This is a genomic window from Streptomyces sp. AC627_RSS907, assembly GCF_019049165.1.
Window position 1 is genome coordinate 102,515 of record NZ_JAGMUE010000005.1, and the last position, 15,596, is coordinate 118,110.

Here is a 15,596-nt window from a genome sequence, read left to right on the forward strand (position 1 = left end):
GGTGGAGGGGGAGATGCAATCGCGGAGATGTCCGGCATCTTGCACATATGGTCCTCACCCTTGTGCGTACGGCCGGGAGGCTGAGCCGACCGATTGATTTTCGATTGATTTCCATTGATGATCGATACATGCACCGTCTCTTCATCGCCCTCCTCAGGGGCGGCATCGTCACAGCGATGCTGATCGGTCTCTTCGGACAGCTCGTGGTCATCCCGTCGACGGCGTCCGAGGAGGTCGACCGCTTCCCGCCGTACGCCCCGTTCGCCGCGCCCTACGTGACGGTGGCCGTCGTCGGCGTCGCCTGTGTCCAAGTCGCGCTCGTCGCGGTGTGGATGCTGCTCGGCATGGTCCGGCGCGACGCGATCTTCACGCCCCGGGCCTTCCGCTGGGTCGACACCATCATCGGGTCCTCGGTGGTGGCGACGCTGCTGGCGGTCGGCGTCACCGGGCACCTGGCCCTGGCCGAGATCCCCTCTCCCGACGGCGGCATGGACATCGACAGCACGCTGGGCGCCGCGGTCGTGGCCGCCGGGACGGGAGCCGCGTTCGCCATGCTCGTCGTCCTCATGCGAGGCCTCCTGCGCAAGGCGACCGAGCTGAAGAGCGAGATGGCCGAGGTGGTCTAGAGGCGGCCCGGAGGCCGCGCGCACCCGGCGGGAGGGGCCCGCGTCCGCCCGGAAGGCGGGCCCGGAGCGAAGGCCAGCCCGATGGGAACGCGAGCTGTTCTAGAGTGACTTCCGCCAGAGAAATCGGGCAGTACACGCCGTACAGACGATCGCTGACCTGTGAGGTAGTCACCAGCCATGCCGACCGAAACGTTTGAGTTCCAGGTAGAGGCGCGTCAGCTTCTGCAGCTGATGATTCACTCCGTCTACTCGAACAAGGATGTCTTCCTGCGCGAGCTCGTCTCCAACGCCTCCGACGCCCTGGACAAGCTGCGCCTCGCCGCCCTGCGGGACGACACTCCCGGCGTCGACGTGAGCGACCTGCACATCGAGCTCGAGGTCGACAAGGAAGCCCGCACCCTCACCGTGCGGGACAACGGCATCGGGATGTCCTACGACGAGGTCACCCACCTCATCGGCACCATCGCCAACTCGGGCACGGCGAAGTTCCTGCAGGAGCTGCGCGAGGCCAAGGACGCCGCCGGGGCGGACGGACTCATCGGACAGTTCGGCGTCGGCTTCTACTCGGCCTTCATGGTGGCGGACGAAGTCACCCTGGTGACCCGGCGCGCCGGTGAGACCCAGGGCACGCGCTGGAGCTCGCGCGGCGAGGGCACCTACACCCTGGAGCGGGTCGACGAGGCGCCGCAGGGGACCACGGTCACCCTCCACCTCAAGCCCGCCGACTCCGAGAACCAGCTGCACGACTACACGTCCACCTGGAAGATCAAGGAGATCGTCAAGCGCTACTCGGACTTCATCACCTGGCCGGTCCGCCTGCTGCCGGAGGCGGGCGCCGAGGGCGCCGAGGCCGGTGAGGCCGAGACGCTCAACTCGATGAAGGCCCTGTGGGCGCGTCCGCGCACCGAGGTGTCCGACGACGAGTACCACGAGCTGTACAAGCACATCAGCCACGACTGGCGCGACCCGCTGGAGACGATCCGGCTGCAGGCGGAGGGCACCTTCGAGTACCAGGCCCTGCTCTTCGTGCCCTCCCACGCCCCGCACGACCTGTTCACCCAGGGCTACCAGCGGGGCGTGCAGCTCTATGTGAAGCGCGTCTTCATCATGGACGACTGCGAGGAGCTGCTGCCGCCCTACCTCCGTTTCGTCAAGGGCGTCGTCGACGCGCAGGACCTCTCGCTCAACGTCTCCCGCGAGATCCTCCAGCAGGACCGCCACATCCGCATGATCCAGCGTCGCCTGACGAAGAAGGTCCTGTCGACGGTCAAGGACCTGATGACCTCCGCGCCGGAGAACTACTCCACGTTCTGGCGGGAGTTCGGCGCGGTCCTCAAGGAAGGACTGGTGACCGACACCGAGAACCGTGAGGCGATCCTCGCCGCCTGCTCCTTCGCGACCACGCACGACGCCGACGAGCCGACCACGCTGAAGAGTTACGTGGAGCGGATGAAGGACGGCCAGGAGCACATCTACTTCATGACGGGCGAGTCCCGGCAGGCCATGGAGAGCTCCCCGCACATGGAGGCGTTCCGCGCCAAGGGCGTCGAGGTCCTGCTGCTCACCGACGCCGTGGACGAGGTGTGGGTCGACGCGGTGGGGGAGTACGAGGGCAGGCAGCTGCGCTCGGTGGCCAAGGGCGAGATCGACCTGGGCGGTACGCAGGACGAGAAGAGCGAGGCGGAGAAGGACGCGCAGGGCGAGGAGTACGCCGGGCTGCTCGGCTGGATGACGGAGCACCTGGGCGAGGACGTCAAGGAGGTCCGTCTCTCCTCCCGCCTCACGGTCTCACCGGCCTGTGTCGTCTCCGACGCGAACGAGCTCACGCCCGCGCTGGAGAACATGTACCGGGCCATGGGCCAGGAGGTGCCCCACGCCAAGCGGATCCTCGAACTCAACCCGGAGCACCAGCTGGTGAAGTCCCTGAACCGGGCCTACACGGAGCAGGAGGACCGGACGGAGCTCACCGAGACCGCGGACCTGCTCCACGCCCTGGCGGTACTCGCCGAGGGAGGCCGGCCGAAGGAGCCGGCCCGGTTCGTGAAGCTGGTGGCGGACCGCCTGGAGCGCACGCTGTAGCCACGCGTCGCCGTCCACCCGGGGCCGCGCACGCGGCACCGCGTCTGTGGGGCGCCTTCGCGCAGGGCCTGTCCGGCCGTTCCCGACTGCCTCCCGCCTCCGGGCGGACGGCGGGAACGCCGGACAGGTCCTAAGGGGCGCGCCGGTCCGTGGTGGTGACGCGGGCGATGGCCTCCAGGGTGAGCGCCCGCCCGTGGGGTTCCCTGGCGAGGGCGCGGTGCAGGGTCAGGCCCTCGATGAGGGCGTCGAGCTGGCGGGCCGTGTCCGGGTCGAAGTGCTTCTCCAGGTGGACGCGGCTGCGGCGCATCCACTCGTGGGTGAGCTCGCGGTAGACCGGCTGGCGCGCGGCGAGGGTGTACAGCTCCTGGGTGAGCACCAGATCGCGCTGGCTCCCCTCCGACAGCTCGTGCACGAGGTCGGCCACCGCCGCCCTGGCCTGGTCGCGGTCGGCGGCGGCGCCGAGGTGGGCGTCGAACACGGCGACGATGTGGTCCGTGAAACGGCCGAACGCCTCCCGCAGCAGCTGGTCGATGCCGCTGAAGTGGTACGTCATCGACCCCAGGGGAACACCGGCGCGCGCGGCGATCTTCCGGTGGGAGACGCGTGCGATGCCCTCCTCGGCGATGAGGTCGAGGGTGGCGGTGATGATGCGGTCACGCCGTTGCGGGTCCGTGTGTCCGGTTGCCATGGCAGCGGGTTCACACGGTCCGGACCGGCCGGGCGGGGTTGCCGACGGCGACGACGTTCGCCGGCACGTCCTTCGTCACGACCGCTCCGGCCCCGATGACGGCGTTGTCGCCGATGGTCACCCCGGGCAGGACGATGGCGCCCCCGCCCAGCCAGACGTTGTCGCCGATGGTGATGGGCCGGGCGGCCTCCAGCTTGTCGCGCCGGGGCTCGGCCTCCAGGGGATGCGTGGGGGTGAGCAGCTGGACGTTGGGACCGATCTGGCAGTCCTCGCCGATGGTGATCGCGGCGACGTCGAGCGCGGTCAGGTTGTAGTTGACGAAGGTGCGCGCACCGATCGTGATGTTGCTGCCGTAGTCGACGTACAGCGGTGGCCGCACGTGCGCCTCGGCGCCCAGGGAGCCGAGGAGCTCCGTGAGGACCGGCTGGGCGGACTCCGCGTCCTCCACATAGGCGGTCTGGTAGCGGGCGGCCAGCCGCACGGCCCGCTGCTGCCTGCGGGCGATCTCGGGATCGTCGGCGATGTAGAGGTCGCCCGCCAGCATGCGTTCGAGAGGGGTGCGGGGGTCGTCAGCGAAGTAGTCCGTCGGCATGCGCGCGATCGTACCCACTGGAGCGTACGGACGTACACTCCCTGGCCGCCCGGAGACCTGGCCGCCCGGAGATCTGCCCGCCCGGAGACCTGCCCGTCCGGCGGAGCCGTTCAGCGTCGCCGGGGCTGGAGCACTCCGGCGCACAGGAGGACGAGGAGCCCCGCGAGCGGCACCACCAGCAGCCCCACGCGAAGGCTCGCCGCGTCGGCGACCAGCCCGACGACCGGCGGGGAGACCAGGAAGCCCAGTCGCATCAGCCAGGACACGATGGTCAGCCCCGACCCGGGCTTGAGGCCGGGCAGTTCGTCGGCCTCGTGCATCGCCGCCGGGACCAGGGTCGCCACCCCGAACCCCGCCGCGGCGAAGCCGAGGATCGTCCCGGGCACCGTGGGCACGGCCAGCGCCAGCGCCATGCCGGTCGCCGCGACGAGTGCGCCGGAACGGGCCACCGCGCGCTGGCCGAACCGGTCCACGAGCCGGTCACCGATGAGGCGGCCGACGAACTGGGCCCCCACCAGGGCGACATAGCCGGAGGCGGCCAGCGCCACCGACGCGTGCAGCGAGTCGGACAGGTAGAGGGTCGCCCAGGAACTGCCCGCGTCCTCGACGAGCGTGCCGGCCGTGGCGATGAGGACGAGCGCCGCCAGCACCCGGCCGATCCGGAGGCCCGCCGCCGCAGGCCGCGACGGTCGCGGCGCGCCGCCCGCGGCGTCGGGCTCCACGACCGGTTCGGTGTCGGGGCCGGGCAGGCAGAACCGCAGGGCGACGCACGACACGACCGCGAACAGCACGGCGGAGAACAGCAGGTGCTGGCCGCGGGAGACGCCGAGCGCGATCGCGCCGGCGGCCATGGACCCGCCGGTGACGGCGCCGATGGACCAGATGGCGTGGAACGAGTTGATGATGGAGCGTCCGTAGCGGCGCTGCACCCGCAGGCCGTGGGCGTTCTGCGCGACGTCGGTGAACGCGTCCATCGCCCCGGCCAGGAACAGCGCCCCGGCGAACACCACCACCGAGTCCGCCAGGCCGGCGGCGAGGATGCCCACGCCGGTCAGCAGTGTGCCGCCGACCGCCACCCGCGCCGAGCCGAACCGGCGGACGAGTATCCCGGCGGCGAGCCCGGCCGCGATCGCGCCCGCCGGGAACGCCGCCACGGCCAGCCCGTACGCGGCGTTGCCGATGCCGAGGTCCTCCTTGATCTGCGGATACCTCGGCAGGAGATTGGCGAACAGGGCCCCGTTGGTGAAGAACAGCGCGGCGACGGCCGCGCGAGCCCGCCGTTCGGCCGGCGCGGGCCGGCGCAGTACGTCAACAGTCATGCGCGGAGCCTACCGGCGTGAGCGTACGAACGTACGCTTCTGTGTCCTGCGGAGGCCCACCCCCCCGCCGGTGTGTGGGCGTCAGTGGTCCTTGGCGCACAGGGCCGCGTCCACCGCCCCCTGGAGATGGCGCAGACGGTCCCCCTCGGCCGCCCAGGTCGTGGTGTAGACGGTCACGGTGCCCCGGCCTCCGGTGGCCCGGCCGCCGCCCACCGAACCGCCGGGCAGATCGCCGCCGTGGCCCCAGTAGACCCCGCCGCAGCTGAGCGGTATCGAGGCGACGCCGTAGCCGTAGCGGCTGCCCGCCGGATAGACGTCGCGGCCCCCGACGTCGGTCGTGTCGCGTGTCATCAGGCGCACCGCCCAGCCGGGCAGGAGCCGGCCGCCGAACAGGCCGTCCCAGAAGGCGTTGAGGTCCCCGGGAGTGGAGACGAGCCCGCCGGACGCGCCGAACTCGTACCCCGGCAGCTCGGTCACGTCCACCCTTCCGGCCTCCGGGTGCGCCGGGTGGACGCCGTAATTGCGGGCGTGCGGTCCACGCAGGGTCAGCTCGCCGGGCGCGGGCCAGTAGGTGTCGTCGAGGCCCAGGGGACGCAGGATCGTGCGCTCGACGTACGTGCGGAAGCCGACGCCCGACACCTCGTCGATCACCATGCCGAGCACCAGGTAGTTGGTGTTGGAATAGCCCCAGTCGGTGCCGGGCTCGAAGCCGGGCTTCTCGCCGAGGGCGAGGGCCAGGTACTCCTCGGGCGTTCCGGGCCGGCTCCAGTCGACCAGCGCGGAGTACTCCGGCAGCCCACTGGTCTGCTTCAGCAACTGCCGTACGGTGATGCGGCTGTGGGCCAGCTGGGGCACGTAGGTGCCCGCGCGGTCGCCGAGGCCCAGCCGACCGTCCGCCACCAGGCGCATCACCGCCGCGGCGGTGAACGCCTTGGTGTTGCTGGCGAGCCGGAACCGGCCCCGCTCGTCGACCATCGGCCGGCCCGAAGTTACGTCCGCGACACCGGAGGTACGCGTCACCCCGCCGTCGTACGCGAGCGCGCCCGGCACGCCGTCGCGTTCGACGAGCAGGTCCAGTTCGCGTTGCACCGGGTCGGTCGGGCGGGCCGCCGCCACGGGGGCGAACGCCCCGGTCAGTGTCGCGGCGAGCAGGACTGCGGCGGCGAGGCGCTTCGGGTGCATGGGTCTTCCCCCTGGTGATGGTCGCCCGACGGGTGCGGGCGGTGCGGTTCGCTCACCGACGACCCTGTCAGGACCCCGGCGGAGGATCACTGGGTCCAGCCCCCGGGCGGGGGTGTACTCAACCCCCCATGGCAGGTGCCCCGCACCGTGAGACGAAGGGCCGTGCGGGAATGGCGACAAGGTGATCTTGGTTGACACCTGTCATGCCCGATTCCCCCCTACGGCCCGCGGCGCCCCGCATGCCGCTCGCCGTCTACATCCTCGGCCTCTCCGTGTTCGCGCTCGGCACGAGCGAGTTCATGCTCTCCGGACTGCTGCCGCCCATCGCCGACGACATGGGCGTGTCGATCCCGCGAGCCGGCCTGCTGATATCGGCCTTCGCCGTCGGCATGGTGGTCGGCGCGCCCCTGCTCGCGGTCGCGACCCTGCGGCTCCCCCGGAAGATCACGCTGGTCTCCCTGATCTCGGTGTTCGGACTCGGTCAGGCCGCCGGTGCGCTGGCCACGTCGTACGAGGTCCTCTTCGTCTCGCGTGTCGTGAGCGCCCTGGCCTGTGCAGGCTTCTGGGCGGTGGGCGCGGCCGTCGCCATCGCGATGGTGCCCCGGACCGCACGGGCCCGCGCGATGGCGGTGATGATCGGCGGACTGTCGATCGCCAACGTCCTCGGTGTGCCCGCGGGCGCGTTCCTCGGCGAACACCTGGGCTGGCGGTCCGCGTTCTGGGCGGTGGGCGCCGCGTCCGCCGTCGCGCTCGTAGGCGTGGTGACCCTGATCCCGCGCATCCAGCTGCCCGAGCGCCGGTCCCGGCTGAAGGGCGAACTGGCCATCTACCGTGACCGCCAGGTCTGGCTGTCCATCGCGGCGACCGCGCTCGCGGCCGGCGGTGTGTTCTGCGCCTTCTCGTACCTCGCACCACTGCTCACCGACGTGGCCGGGCTGGCGGACGGCTGGGTGCCGGCCGTGCTGGCGCTCTTCGGCGTCGGCGCGCTGATCGGCACGACCGTCGGCGGCCGGGTCGCCGACGCCCACCTGTTCGGCGTGCTGCTCTCCGGCATCACCGGCTCGACCGTGCTGCTGGCGGCACTGGCACTGTTCGCGTCGACCCCGGCCGTGGTGATCGCCCTGTCGTTGCTGCTCGGCGTCTCCGCGTTCTACACGGCCCCGGCCCTCAACGCGCGCCTGTTCAACGTCGCCGGCGCCGCGCCCACCCTCGCGGGCGCGACGACGACCGCCGCGTTCAACCTGGGCAACACCGGCGGCCCCTGGCTGGGCGGCACCGTGATCGACGCGGGCCTCGGCTACGCCGCCACGGCATGGGCGGGCGCCGCGATGACGCTGGCCGCGATCGCCTTCGTCGCCGTCTCGCTGCGCCTGCACAGCGGGTCGCGCATCGTGACGGGGAGCATGGCGGGGAAGTCCACGCCTGCGGACCACACCCAGCGGGTGTGAACCCTCCCGAGGCGCGGAAGCATCACATATGATCACCGGCAAGGCGGGGTCGTAGCACAGAGGTAGTGCGCCGCGACAGCATCTCGGAGGACGCCGGTTCGAATCCGGCCGCCCCGCCCCCTCCTCGCCCCGCCCTCCTCCCCTTCTCGTCCCTGCCCAAGCCGTCCCGCCGCGCTCGGCGTCCGGCACCGCCCTCTCGCCCGCGGCCCTCGCACAGCGGTGGGCGAAGGCGGTCTTGAGGGCGGGCGGGCCGTCACCGGCGGCGGCGAGGGCGGGTCACCACCAGGAGCCGAGGCCAGCCGGCAGCGGTCCGGGCCGACTTCGCGGCGCCGACCGGCGTCGCGACGCAGGGGCGCGCGAGCTGATGCCCAGCCGCTCGGCCAGGAGCGCTCCGGGCCGGTCCCGGCACACCGGGAGCCGCCGGCGGCCGCGCAGTGGGCGCCGCTCTGCGGAATGCTCAGGGACCTGTTCGGTGGCACCTGGGTCCTGGACGTCGTGAGCGAGTACAGCGCGCCCTGACCGTGCGCCGAAGGCCGGGCGGCACGTGCCCGCCGCCCGCCCTTCGGTGACGAGGGCTCAGGACCGTCGTCGCCGAACGAGGGCAGGACGCGACCGCGGATCGGAGCCGTGCGGGTCACCTCGTCGCCCTGCTGGGCGGACGGCGTCCGTTCCGGTTGCCCGCGGGAGCGGATGTGGCGTACATCCATCGTCGCGTTCTCCACCCGGGGGTGACGGACACGGGGGCCTTGTACACCCAATGCAGTACGCCAGTCCAGACCCAGGGACGGATCACATGCCGACGTACCCGGGTGAGCATGGAGGAGTACCCCGGTCAGCACTTGCCTCCCCCCACGCGCCGGGTCTTCGTCCCGCCCCAACCCGACGGATTGGTCCCAGGTGGCTACGTTCCTCTATCGACTCGGCCGACGCGCGTTCCGGCGCCGCGGTCTCGTCGCCCTCCTGTGGGTGGCCATACTCGTGGGCGCCGGCGTTGCCGCGTCCACGGCGCCCGCCCCGCCCGAAGACTCCTTCTCCATGCCCGGCACCGAGTCGCAGAAGGCGTTCGACCTGCTCGACGAGCGTTTCCCGGCCGCCAGTGCCGAGGGCGCCACGGCCCGTGTGGTGATCCGCGCCCCCGAGGGCGAGAAGATCTCCGACCCGGCCGGCAAGACCAGGGTCGACAAGCTGGTCACCGCGCTCGGTGACGGCCCGCAGGTCGCCTCGGTGGACGACCCCTTCAAGGCGGACGCCGTCAGCAAGGACGGCACGACCGCGTACGCCTCCGTGACGTACAAGGTCAACGCCATGGAGCTGACCGACCAGGCCCGCGAGTCGCTCACCGCGGCCACCGATGCCGCGCGCGGCGACGGGTTCACCGTCGAGACCGGCGGCGACGCGGTCATGGCCGAGCAGGAGATGGGCGGCACCGCCGAACTGATCGGCATCGGTGTCGCCGCGGTCGTCCTCCTGCTGACCTTCGGCTCACTCGTCGCGGCGGGCATGCCGCTGCTCTCGGCGATCATCGGTGTCGGCATCGGTATCTCCGCCATCGGGGCGCTCGGCAGCACGCTCGAACTCTCCGCGACCACCTCCACCCTCGCCATGATGATCGGCCTCGCGGTCGCCATCGACTACGCGCTGTTCATCGTCTCCCGCTACCGAGCGGAGATCGCCGAGGGCCGCACTCCCGAGGAGGCCGCGGGACGCGCGGTCGGCACCGCCGGCTCCGCGGTCGTCTTCGCCGGACTCACCGTCATCGTGGCCCTGGCAGGCCTCGCGGTGGTCAACATCCCGATCCTCACCAAGATGGGCCTGGCCGCCGCTGCCACCGTCGGCATCGCCGTGCTGATCGCGCTCACCCTGACCCCGGCGCTGCTCGCCTTCGCCGGCAAGAAGGCGCTCAGCCGCAAGGACCGCAAGGCGGCCGCCGGCGAGCGCAGGGCGTCCGACAAGCCCAAGCTCGGCACCCGCTGGGCCCGCTTCGTCCTGCGTCGCCCGGTGACCGTGCTGCTCACCGCGGTGCTCGGCCTCGGTGTCGTCGCCGTACCCGCCACGAGCCTGGAGCTGGGCCTGCCCGACGAGGGCAGCGCGGCGCCCGAATCCACGCAGCGCAAGGCCTACGACATGCTGTCCGAGTCCTTCGGCGCCGGGTTCAACGGCCCGCTGATGGTCACCGTCGACACCCGGGGGGCGGAGGACGCGAAGGCCGCGGCCGAGGCCGTCGGCAAGAAGATCACCGGCCTGGGCGAGGCCGCGGCCGTCACCCCGGCGAACTTCAACAAGGAGGGCGACACCGCCGTCCTCACGGTGGTGCCCAAGACCGGACCGAGCGACGCCGCCACCGAGTCGCTGGTGAGGGACATCCGCTCGCTGTCCGGCGATGTCAAGTCCGACACCGGCGCGACCATGCTGGTCACCGGCGCGACCGCGATGACCATCGACTTCTCGCAGACCCTGGACGACGCGCTCATCCCGTACCTGGGCCTGGTCGTCGGCCTCGCCTTCCTGCTCCTGATGCTCGTGTTCCGCTCGCTCCTCGTCCCGCTGAAGGCGGCCCTCGGCTTCCTGCTCTCGGTGGCCGCGGCGCTCGGCGCGGTGGTCGCGGTGTTCCAGTGGGGATGGCTCGCGGACGTCTTCGGCGTGGACCAGCCGGGCCCGATCATGTCGATGATGCCGATCTTCCTGATCGGCGTGGTCTTCGGCCTGGCCATGGACTACGAGGTCTTCCTCGTGACGCGCATGCGTGAGGCCTACGTCCACGGATCGTCCGCCGCCGACTCCGTCACCACGGGCTTCACCCACGGCGGCCGGGTCGTCGCGGCGGCCGCGATCATCATGATCAGCGTCTTCTCCGGCTTCATCATGGAGGACGACGACATGATCAAGATGATGGGCTTCGGCCTCGCGATCGCCGTCCTCTTCGACGCCTTCGTGGTCCGCATGGCCATCGTGCCCGCCGTGCTCGCCCTGCTCGGCACCAAGGCGTGGTGGCTGCCCAAGTGGCTCGACCGGATCCTGCCGAACGTCGACGTCGAGGGCGAGAAGCTCCACAAGCAGCTCGGTGACACCACCGGTTCCGCGAAGCAGGCCCGCGAGCCGGAGACGGCCGGCGTCTGACCCGCGCCCGCGCCCCGCGCCCCGGCGACCTGGACCCTCCAGGCCGCCGGGGCGCCTTCGCACGTCTCCGCCGGGCCGGACGGCGAGGAAGACGGCCTGGCCTTGCGGACGGAAGGTGACCGCGAGCCTCCCCACGGTCGTCCCATGACTCAACCGCAGAAGATTTTCGTCACCGGCGTCACCGGCGTCACCGGAACCGTCGGCCGCCAGGTCGTCACCGAACTGCTCGCTCGCGGACACGCGGTCCGCGCCCTCACCCGGGACGCGACACGTGCCGCCCTGCCGGACGGCGTCGAGGTCGTCCAGGGCGACCTGACCGAGCCCGACAGCCTGGCCCCGGCCCTGGAGGGCGTCACCGGCCTCCACCTCATCACCTTCGGCGGGCCCTGCTTCGCCCCCCTGGAGACCGGTCCGAGGATCCTGGAACTGGCCCGCGCGGCGGGCGTACGCCGGGTCACGGTGCTGCACGGGGGCGGGCCGTCGCTGCTGGAGGACGCCGTGCGCGCCGACGACGGCGGGCTGGACTGGACCGTCCTCGTGCCGGTCGAGTTCATGGCCAACGCCCTGGAGTGGGCGGACCGGATCGCGGCCTCGGGCGAGGTGCACGAGCCGTTCGTCTCCCGGCTGAGCGCCATGGTCCACGAGGGTGACATCGGTGCGGTAGCGGCGGTCGCGCTCACCGAGGAGGGGCACGGGGGACGGGAGTACGTGATCACCGGCCCGGAGCTGCTGACCGTCGGCGACAAGGTGGCGACGCTCGCCGGCGCCCGCGGCGCACGGATCGCCCTGGCCGAGCTCACCGAGGAGCAGGCCATCGCCCGGTGGCGGGCGGCGGGCCACCCGGAGGACGTCGTCGCCTTCCTGCTCGAGGCGTACGGGAACACTCCGGAGGTGGGACGCACGGTCGTCGACACCGTGGAGAAGGTCACCGGCAAGCCGGCCCGCACGTTCGCCCAGTGGGCCGCGGACCAGGCGGACGCCTTCTCGGTGACAGCCCCCGTGGCGACGGCGTAGCCGCCCGGCCCCAGGGGACGCGGCCTCCGCCGGCCGACCCCGTACGCGGCGCCCCGCCGGCCGCGAGGTGCCCGGCCCCGCCTCCGCCCACGGGGGGGGCGGGCACGCGTGCCCGGTCAGAGGCCGACCGGTGCCGAGTCCCCGGCGTCCGCCTCTCCCGTCTGTCTGAACTCCACGGCGACCACGCCGTCGACGCGTCGGCAGAGTTCTTCCAGTACGGAGACGGACACGTGGTCCGGGAGGCGCCCACTGAGGACGACATGACCGTGGGTCACGTCCACCTGCATGGACGAGGGAGCCAGGCCCAGGGCGTTGACCAGAGCCTCTTCGAGGATCTCGGTCCGGATCGCCCGGTCCGTGCGGAGGAAGACCCGCAGCAGGTCACTCCTGCTGACGACCCCGATCAGCCGCCCCCCGTCATCGACCACCAGCAGCCGTTTGATGCCGTGCCGGGCCATCACACGGGCCGCGTCCACGACGCTCCAGTCCTCGCGCGCGCAGACGGCCGGGGAGGTCATCAGCCCCGCCGCGTCCGTCGCGGACGCCTTGGCCCCGGCCGTCGTGGACGACTCGCCGGGCCGCGGTGGCTCGTCGTCGCCGCCCCACATCTTCTGCAGGAGGTCCGCCTCCGACACCACCCCCACGGGCCGGTTCTCCTCGTCCACGACGGGCACCGCGGTGATGTCGTACTCCTGCAGCAGGTGGGCGATCTCCTTGAACGGTGTTCCGCGCTGGACGCGGACCACGGCGTCGCTCATCAGATCGCACACCTTCTGGTGCTTCATCGACGTTCTTCTCCTCCGCTGCCGGCCTGTGCCGGGCATCCGTCCTTCTTACGATGGGGAAACGATCCGTCGGCCGCAGGAGTGCCGCACGCCGGCCGGGGCCCGCTCGCGTCACGCACAGGGGCTGATCAGGAGCAGGGCGATGTCGTCGCCGGGAGTGGGAGCGTGCCGGACGAGGGTGTCGGCCATCGCGTCGAGGTCGGTGGGGTCGCTGTGTTCCAGGAGCCCGGCGAGGGCCGCGGTGGCGTCGTCGAGGTCGACTCCGGGCGCCTCGACGAGTCCGTCGGTGTAGAGGGCGAGCACACTGCCGGGCGGCAGGCGGAAGTCCAGCGCCGGGTAGAGCGTGTTCGGCTCGATGCCGAGCAGCAGGCCGGGCGGCACCCCGAGGAGTTCCGTACGCCCGTCGGCATGGCGTACCAGGGGCGGCGGATGGCCGGCGGTCGCCACACAGGCGCGGTGCGTGGCGAGGTCCAGGTGGACGTAGACACAGCTGGTGAACAGGCCGGGGTCGAGGTCGGTGAGCAGACGGTTGGTGCGGGCCAGGACGTCGTCGGGGGAGGCGCCCACGGTGGCGTGGGCGTGGACGGCGGTGCGGACCTGCCCCATCAGGGCCGCGGCGTCCACGTTGTGGCCCTGTACGTCTCCGATGGTGGCGCCGGCCGTGTGCCCGTCCAGGCGGATGAGGTCGTAGAAGTCGCCACCGATGCCCAGACCGCGGGCGGCGGGGAGGTAGCGTGCGGCGACCTTCAGGCCGGCGACCTCGGGGAGGGTGTGCGGCAGCAGGGCGGACTGCAGGCGGTGGGCGAGATGGTGCTTGGCGTCGTAGAGACGGGCGCGGTCCAGGGCCTGCCCGACCAGGCCGGCCAGTGAGGTGAGAACGGCACGTTCACCGGGCGGGAAGACGTGGGGCTGTTCGTAGGCCAGGAGGAGGGAACCGATAGGGCGGCCGGACGCGATCAGCGGCAGGATCGCCCACGCGGCCATCCCGTCCTCGTGCACGGTGGCCGGGTAGTCGCGTTCGAGTTCGGCGAAGGACGCGAAGAACCCCGGGACACCCGTGGTCAGAACATGGACGCCCGGGTTGTCCGAGGTCAGGGGGACGCCGTCGAAGCGGTTCATCACCTCGGTGCGGTAGCCGCGGTACCCGAGGATCTTCAGACGGCCGTCCACGGCGGTCATCAGCACCATGGCCTGCGCGCCCAGCGCGGGAAGCAACTGGTCGGCGGTCTGCTCGACCACGTCCTGCACCCCGACGGCCTCGGTCAGGGTGGCGGCCAGGTGCATCAGGTGGTACAGCACGGTGGCGCGGCTGGGACCGGCGGGCGGTGCGGACCGCGCGCCGGTGGCACCCCCCGAGGGGTCGGCGCGAGTGATGCGGACGCTGATGCCGGAGGAGTCCGGATACAGCTCGAACGCCAGCCACGTCTCCGGCGGGCGCAGGACGGTGAAGGCCTCCGGGCTGCGGCTGACCAGCGCCGCCCGGTAGCGGTCCTCCACCTGGGGGACGTCCATCCACGGCAGCGCCTCCCAGGGCAGGGCGCCCACCAGGCCGGACGCGTCGGCACCGACGAGCTCGGCCGCCGCCGGGGTGACGAAGGTGATGCGGCCGGTCATGTCCAGCGCGCAGGAGCCCCCGGGGAGGCGGTCGACGAAGGCCGAGATCGCCGCCGCCTCGGTGGGGGAGGGGGTGCGCCCGGGCGGCGGCGACAGGGTGCGGGGCCCGTGCGCGGGCAGCAGCGGATCGCCGCGGTCCGCCGCCTGCTGCAGGAGACGGCCCAGGTGATGGCAGCCCGTTTCGATGACGTCGCGTTCGTCCGGGCCGAGGCGCGCCGACCGGGTCCCGGACCACAGCAGCACCAGCCCCCCGAGGACGGCGGTGTGCGAAGCCACCGGGGCGGCCGACAGCGCGAAGTCGTACGGCAGTACCAGTGCCGCCCGAGGGTACTGGCGTGCCATCTCCTCCTGGCCGCCGACCCACACCAGGCGCCGTTCGCGGACGGCGTCCGCCACCGGCATGGGGTCGGTCGGTGCGACGCGTCGCCATGGAGCGGCGATGTCGTGGGGGACCCCGGCCACCGTCACCAGCCACAGGGCCTCCTCGCCCGGCGGCCGAACGTACAGCAGCCCGCCGAACGCACCGCTCTCCCGCACCACGGCGGCCATCGCGGTGTCCATCAGACGCCCGCCCCGGGCGGCCCCGCGGAGCCCGTCGGCCGGGACACCGCAGGGTGGTGCCGGCGGCCGAGCCCCGCGGCTTCCGGCAGGGCTGCACGACACCAGCCATACCGAACATCACCCATACGAGGACACTACGCCCGTCCTGTCGCGTCAGCATGCGAAGGCGCCGGGGCGCCCCGTCCCCCTCCTCGTGCTCCTCGTGCTCCTCGTGCTCCTCGTGCTCCTCGGGCCGAGCCGGCCCCGGTCGGTGTGCCGGGGCCCTCCCGGCCGGGCCGACGGTTCAGTGCTGGGTGAGGGACTGGGGGTAGTCGGTGATGATGCCGTCGACGCCGAGTCGGGTCATGGTGCGCATGGTGCTGGGGTCGTCGACGGTCCAGACGTTGATGTTCATGCCGAGTTGGTGGATGCGGTCGACGAGGGTCTGGTCGGTGACGGTGTGCTGGGGGTTGATCTGGTCGGCCCAGGTGCTGAGCTGGAGGAGTTCGGTGTCGGTGGGGCGTTGGGCGTCGAGGATGCCGATGGGGACGTCGGGGAGGTGGGTGTGGAATTGCTGGGCGTCGTCGGTCTG

Annotated in this window: 12 protein-coding genes and 1 tRNA gene; 6 read left to right on the forward strand and 7 right to left on the reverse strand. The window is 72.1% G+C overall.

Going from position 1 to position 15,596, the window contains the following annotated elements:
* The first annotated feature begins 128 nt into the window (after window positions 1–128).
* On the forward strand, window positions 129–626 hold the full coding sequence (locus tag KUM32_RS01235) for a DUF2975 domain-containing protein (RefSeq protein ID WP_217139845.1): 498 nt from the start codon (window positions 129–131) through the stop codon (window positions 624–626).
* Window positions 627–803: 177 nt separating this feature from the next.
* Window positions 804–2,705, forward strand: a complete 1,902-nt coding sequence (gene htpG / locus KUM32_RS01240) for a molecular chaperone HtpG (protein WP_217139846.1) — start codon at window positions 804–806, stop codon at window positions 2,703–2,705.
* Window positions 2,706–2,835: 130 nt separating this feature from the next.
* On the opposite strand, the gene KUM32_RS01245 is transcribed toward htpG, so the two are convergent.
* From KUM32_RS01245 to KUM32_RS01260, 4 genes are all read right to left on the reverse strand, one after another.
* On the reverse strand, window positions 2,836–3,393 hold the full coding sequence (locus tag KUM32_RS01245) for a TetR/AcrR family transcriptional regulator (RefSeq protein WP_217139847.1): 558 nt from the start codon (window positions 3,391–3,393) through the stop codon (window positions 2,836–2,838).
* Between the two features lie 10 nt (window positions 3,394–3,403).
* The gene (locus KUM32_RS01250) at window positions 3,404–3,985 is read right to left on the reverse strand and encodes a sugar O-acetyltransferase (protein WP_217139848.1); all 582 of its coding nucleotides are present in this window, start codon (window positions 3,983–3,985) and stop codon (window positions 3,404–3,406) included.
* 110 nt (window positions 3,986–4,095) lie between these two features.
* Window positions 4,096–5,304, reverse strand: a complete 1,209-nt coding sequence (locus tag KUM32_RS01255; RefSeq protein ID WP_217139849.1) for an MFS transporter — start codon at window positions 5,302–5,304, stop codon at window positions 4,096–4,098.
* An 81-nt stretch (window positions 5,305–5,385) separates the two neighbouring features.
* The gene (locus KUM32_RS01260) at window positions 5,386–6,486 is read right to left on the reverse strand and encodes a serine hydrolase (protein ID WP_217139850.1); all 1,101 of its coding nucleotides are present in this window, start codon (window positions 6,484–6,486) and stop codon (window positions 5,386–5,388) included.
* 239 nt (window positions 6,487–6,725) lie between these two features.
* Here KUM32_RS01260 and KUM32_RS01265 point away from each other — a divergent pair, with 239 nt between their 5' ends.
* From KUM32_RS01265 to KUM32_RS01280, 4 genes are all read left to right on the forward strand, one after another.
* Window positions 6,726–7,934: a Cmx/CmrA family chloramphenicol efflux MFS transporter gene (locus KUM32_RS01265; RefSeq protein ID WP_217139863.1), complete on the forward strand. Its 1,209-nt coding sequence runs from the start codon at window positions 6,726–6,728 to the stop codon at window positions 7,932–7,934.
* Between the two features lie 43 nt (window positions 7,935–7,977).
* A tRNA-Leu gene (locus tag KUM32_RS01270) sits at window positions 7,978–8,052 on the forward strand.
* Window positions 8,053–8,831: 779 nt separating this feature from the next.
* The gene (locus KUM32_RS01275) at window positions 8,832–11,051 is read left to right on the forward strand and encodes an MMPL family transporter (protein ID WP_217139851.1); all 2,220 of its coding nucleotides are present in this window, start codon (window positions 8,832–8,834) and stop codon (window positions 11,049–11,051) included.
* 144 nt (window positions 11,052–11,195) lie between these two features.
* On the forward strand, window positions 11,196–12,065 hold the full coding sequence (locus tag KUM32_RS01280; protein ID WP_217139852.1) for an NAD(P)H-binding protein: 870 nt from the start codon (window positions 11,196–11,198) through the stop codon (window positions 12,063–12,065).
* 116 nt (window positions 12,066–12,181) lie between these two features.
* Here KUM32_RS01280 and KUM32_RS01285 read toward each other — a convergent pair whose 3' ends face one another.
* The 3 genes from KUM32_RS01285 to KUM32_RS01295 form a co-directional block, all read right to left on the reverse strand.
* Complete coding sequence (locus KUM32_RS01285) at window positions 12,182–12,850, reverse strand: CBS domain-containing protein (RefSeq protein WP_217139853.1); 669 nt, start codon at window positions 12,848–12,850, stop codon at window positions 12,182–12,184.
* A 111-nt stretch (window positions 12,851–12,961) separates the two neighbouring features.
* A complete protein-coding gene (locus KUM32_RS01290; RefSeq protein WP_217139854.1) occupies window positions 12,962–15,025 on the reverse strand; it encodes a SpoIIE family protein phosphatase in 2,064 nt (687 codons plus the stop codon).
* A gap of 283 nt (window positions 15,026–15,308) precedes the next feature.
* On the reverse strand, window positions 15,309–15,596 hold a 288-nt coding region (locus KUM32_RS01295; RefSeq protein WP_217139855.1), incomplete at its 5' end, for a glycerophosphodiester phosphodiesterase.

What these genes read in the sequence shown, in the direction of transcription:
- KUM32_RS01235 (WP_217139845.1), top strand. Translation starts at nt 129, where the DNA reads ATGCACCGTCTCTTCATCGCCCTCCTCAGGGGCGGCATCGTCACAGCG.
- htpG (WP_217139846.1), top strand. Translation starts at nt 804, where the DNA reads ATGCCGACCGAAACGTTTGAGTTCCAGGTAGAGGCGCGTCAGCTTCTG.
- KUM32_RS01245 (WP_217139847.1), bottom strand. Translation starts at nt 3,393, where the DNA reads ATGGCAACCGGACACACGGACCCGCAACGGCGTGACCGCATCATCACC.
- KUM32_RS01250 (WP_217139848.1), bottom strand. Translation starts at nt 3,985, where the DNA reads ATGCCGACGGACTACTTCGCTGACGACCCCCGCACCCCTCTCGAACGC.
- KUM32_RS01255 (WP_217139849.1), bottom strand. Translation starts at nt 5,304, where the DNA reads ATGACTGTTGACGTACTGCGCCGGCCCGCGCCGGCCGAACGGCGGGCT.
- KUM32_RS01260 (WP_217139850.1), bottom strand. Translation starts at nt 6,486, where the DNA reads ATGCACCCGAAGCGCCTCGCCGCCGCAGTCCTGCTCGCCGCGACACTG.
- KUM32_RS01265 (WP_217139863.1), top strand. Translation starts at nt 6,726, where the DNA reads ATGCCGCTCGCCGTCTACATCCTCGGCCTCTCCGTGTTCGCGCTCGGC.
- KUM32_RS01280 (WP_217139852.1), top strand. Translation starts at nt 11,196, where the DNA reads ATGACTCAACCGCAGAAGATTTTCGTCACCGGCGTCACCGGCGTCACC.
- KUM32_RS01285 (WP_217139853.1), bottom strand. Translation starts at nt 12,850, where the DNA reads ATGAAGCACCAGAAGGTGTGCGATCTGATGAGCGACGCCGTGGTCCGC.
- KUM32_RS01290 (WP_217139854.1), bottom strand. Translation starts at nt 15,025, where the DNA reads ATGGACACCGCGATGGCCGCCGTGGTGCGGGAGAGCGGTGCGTTCGGC.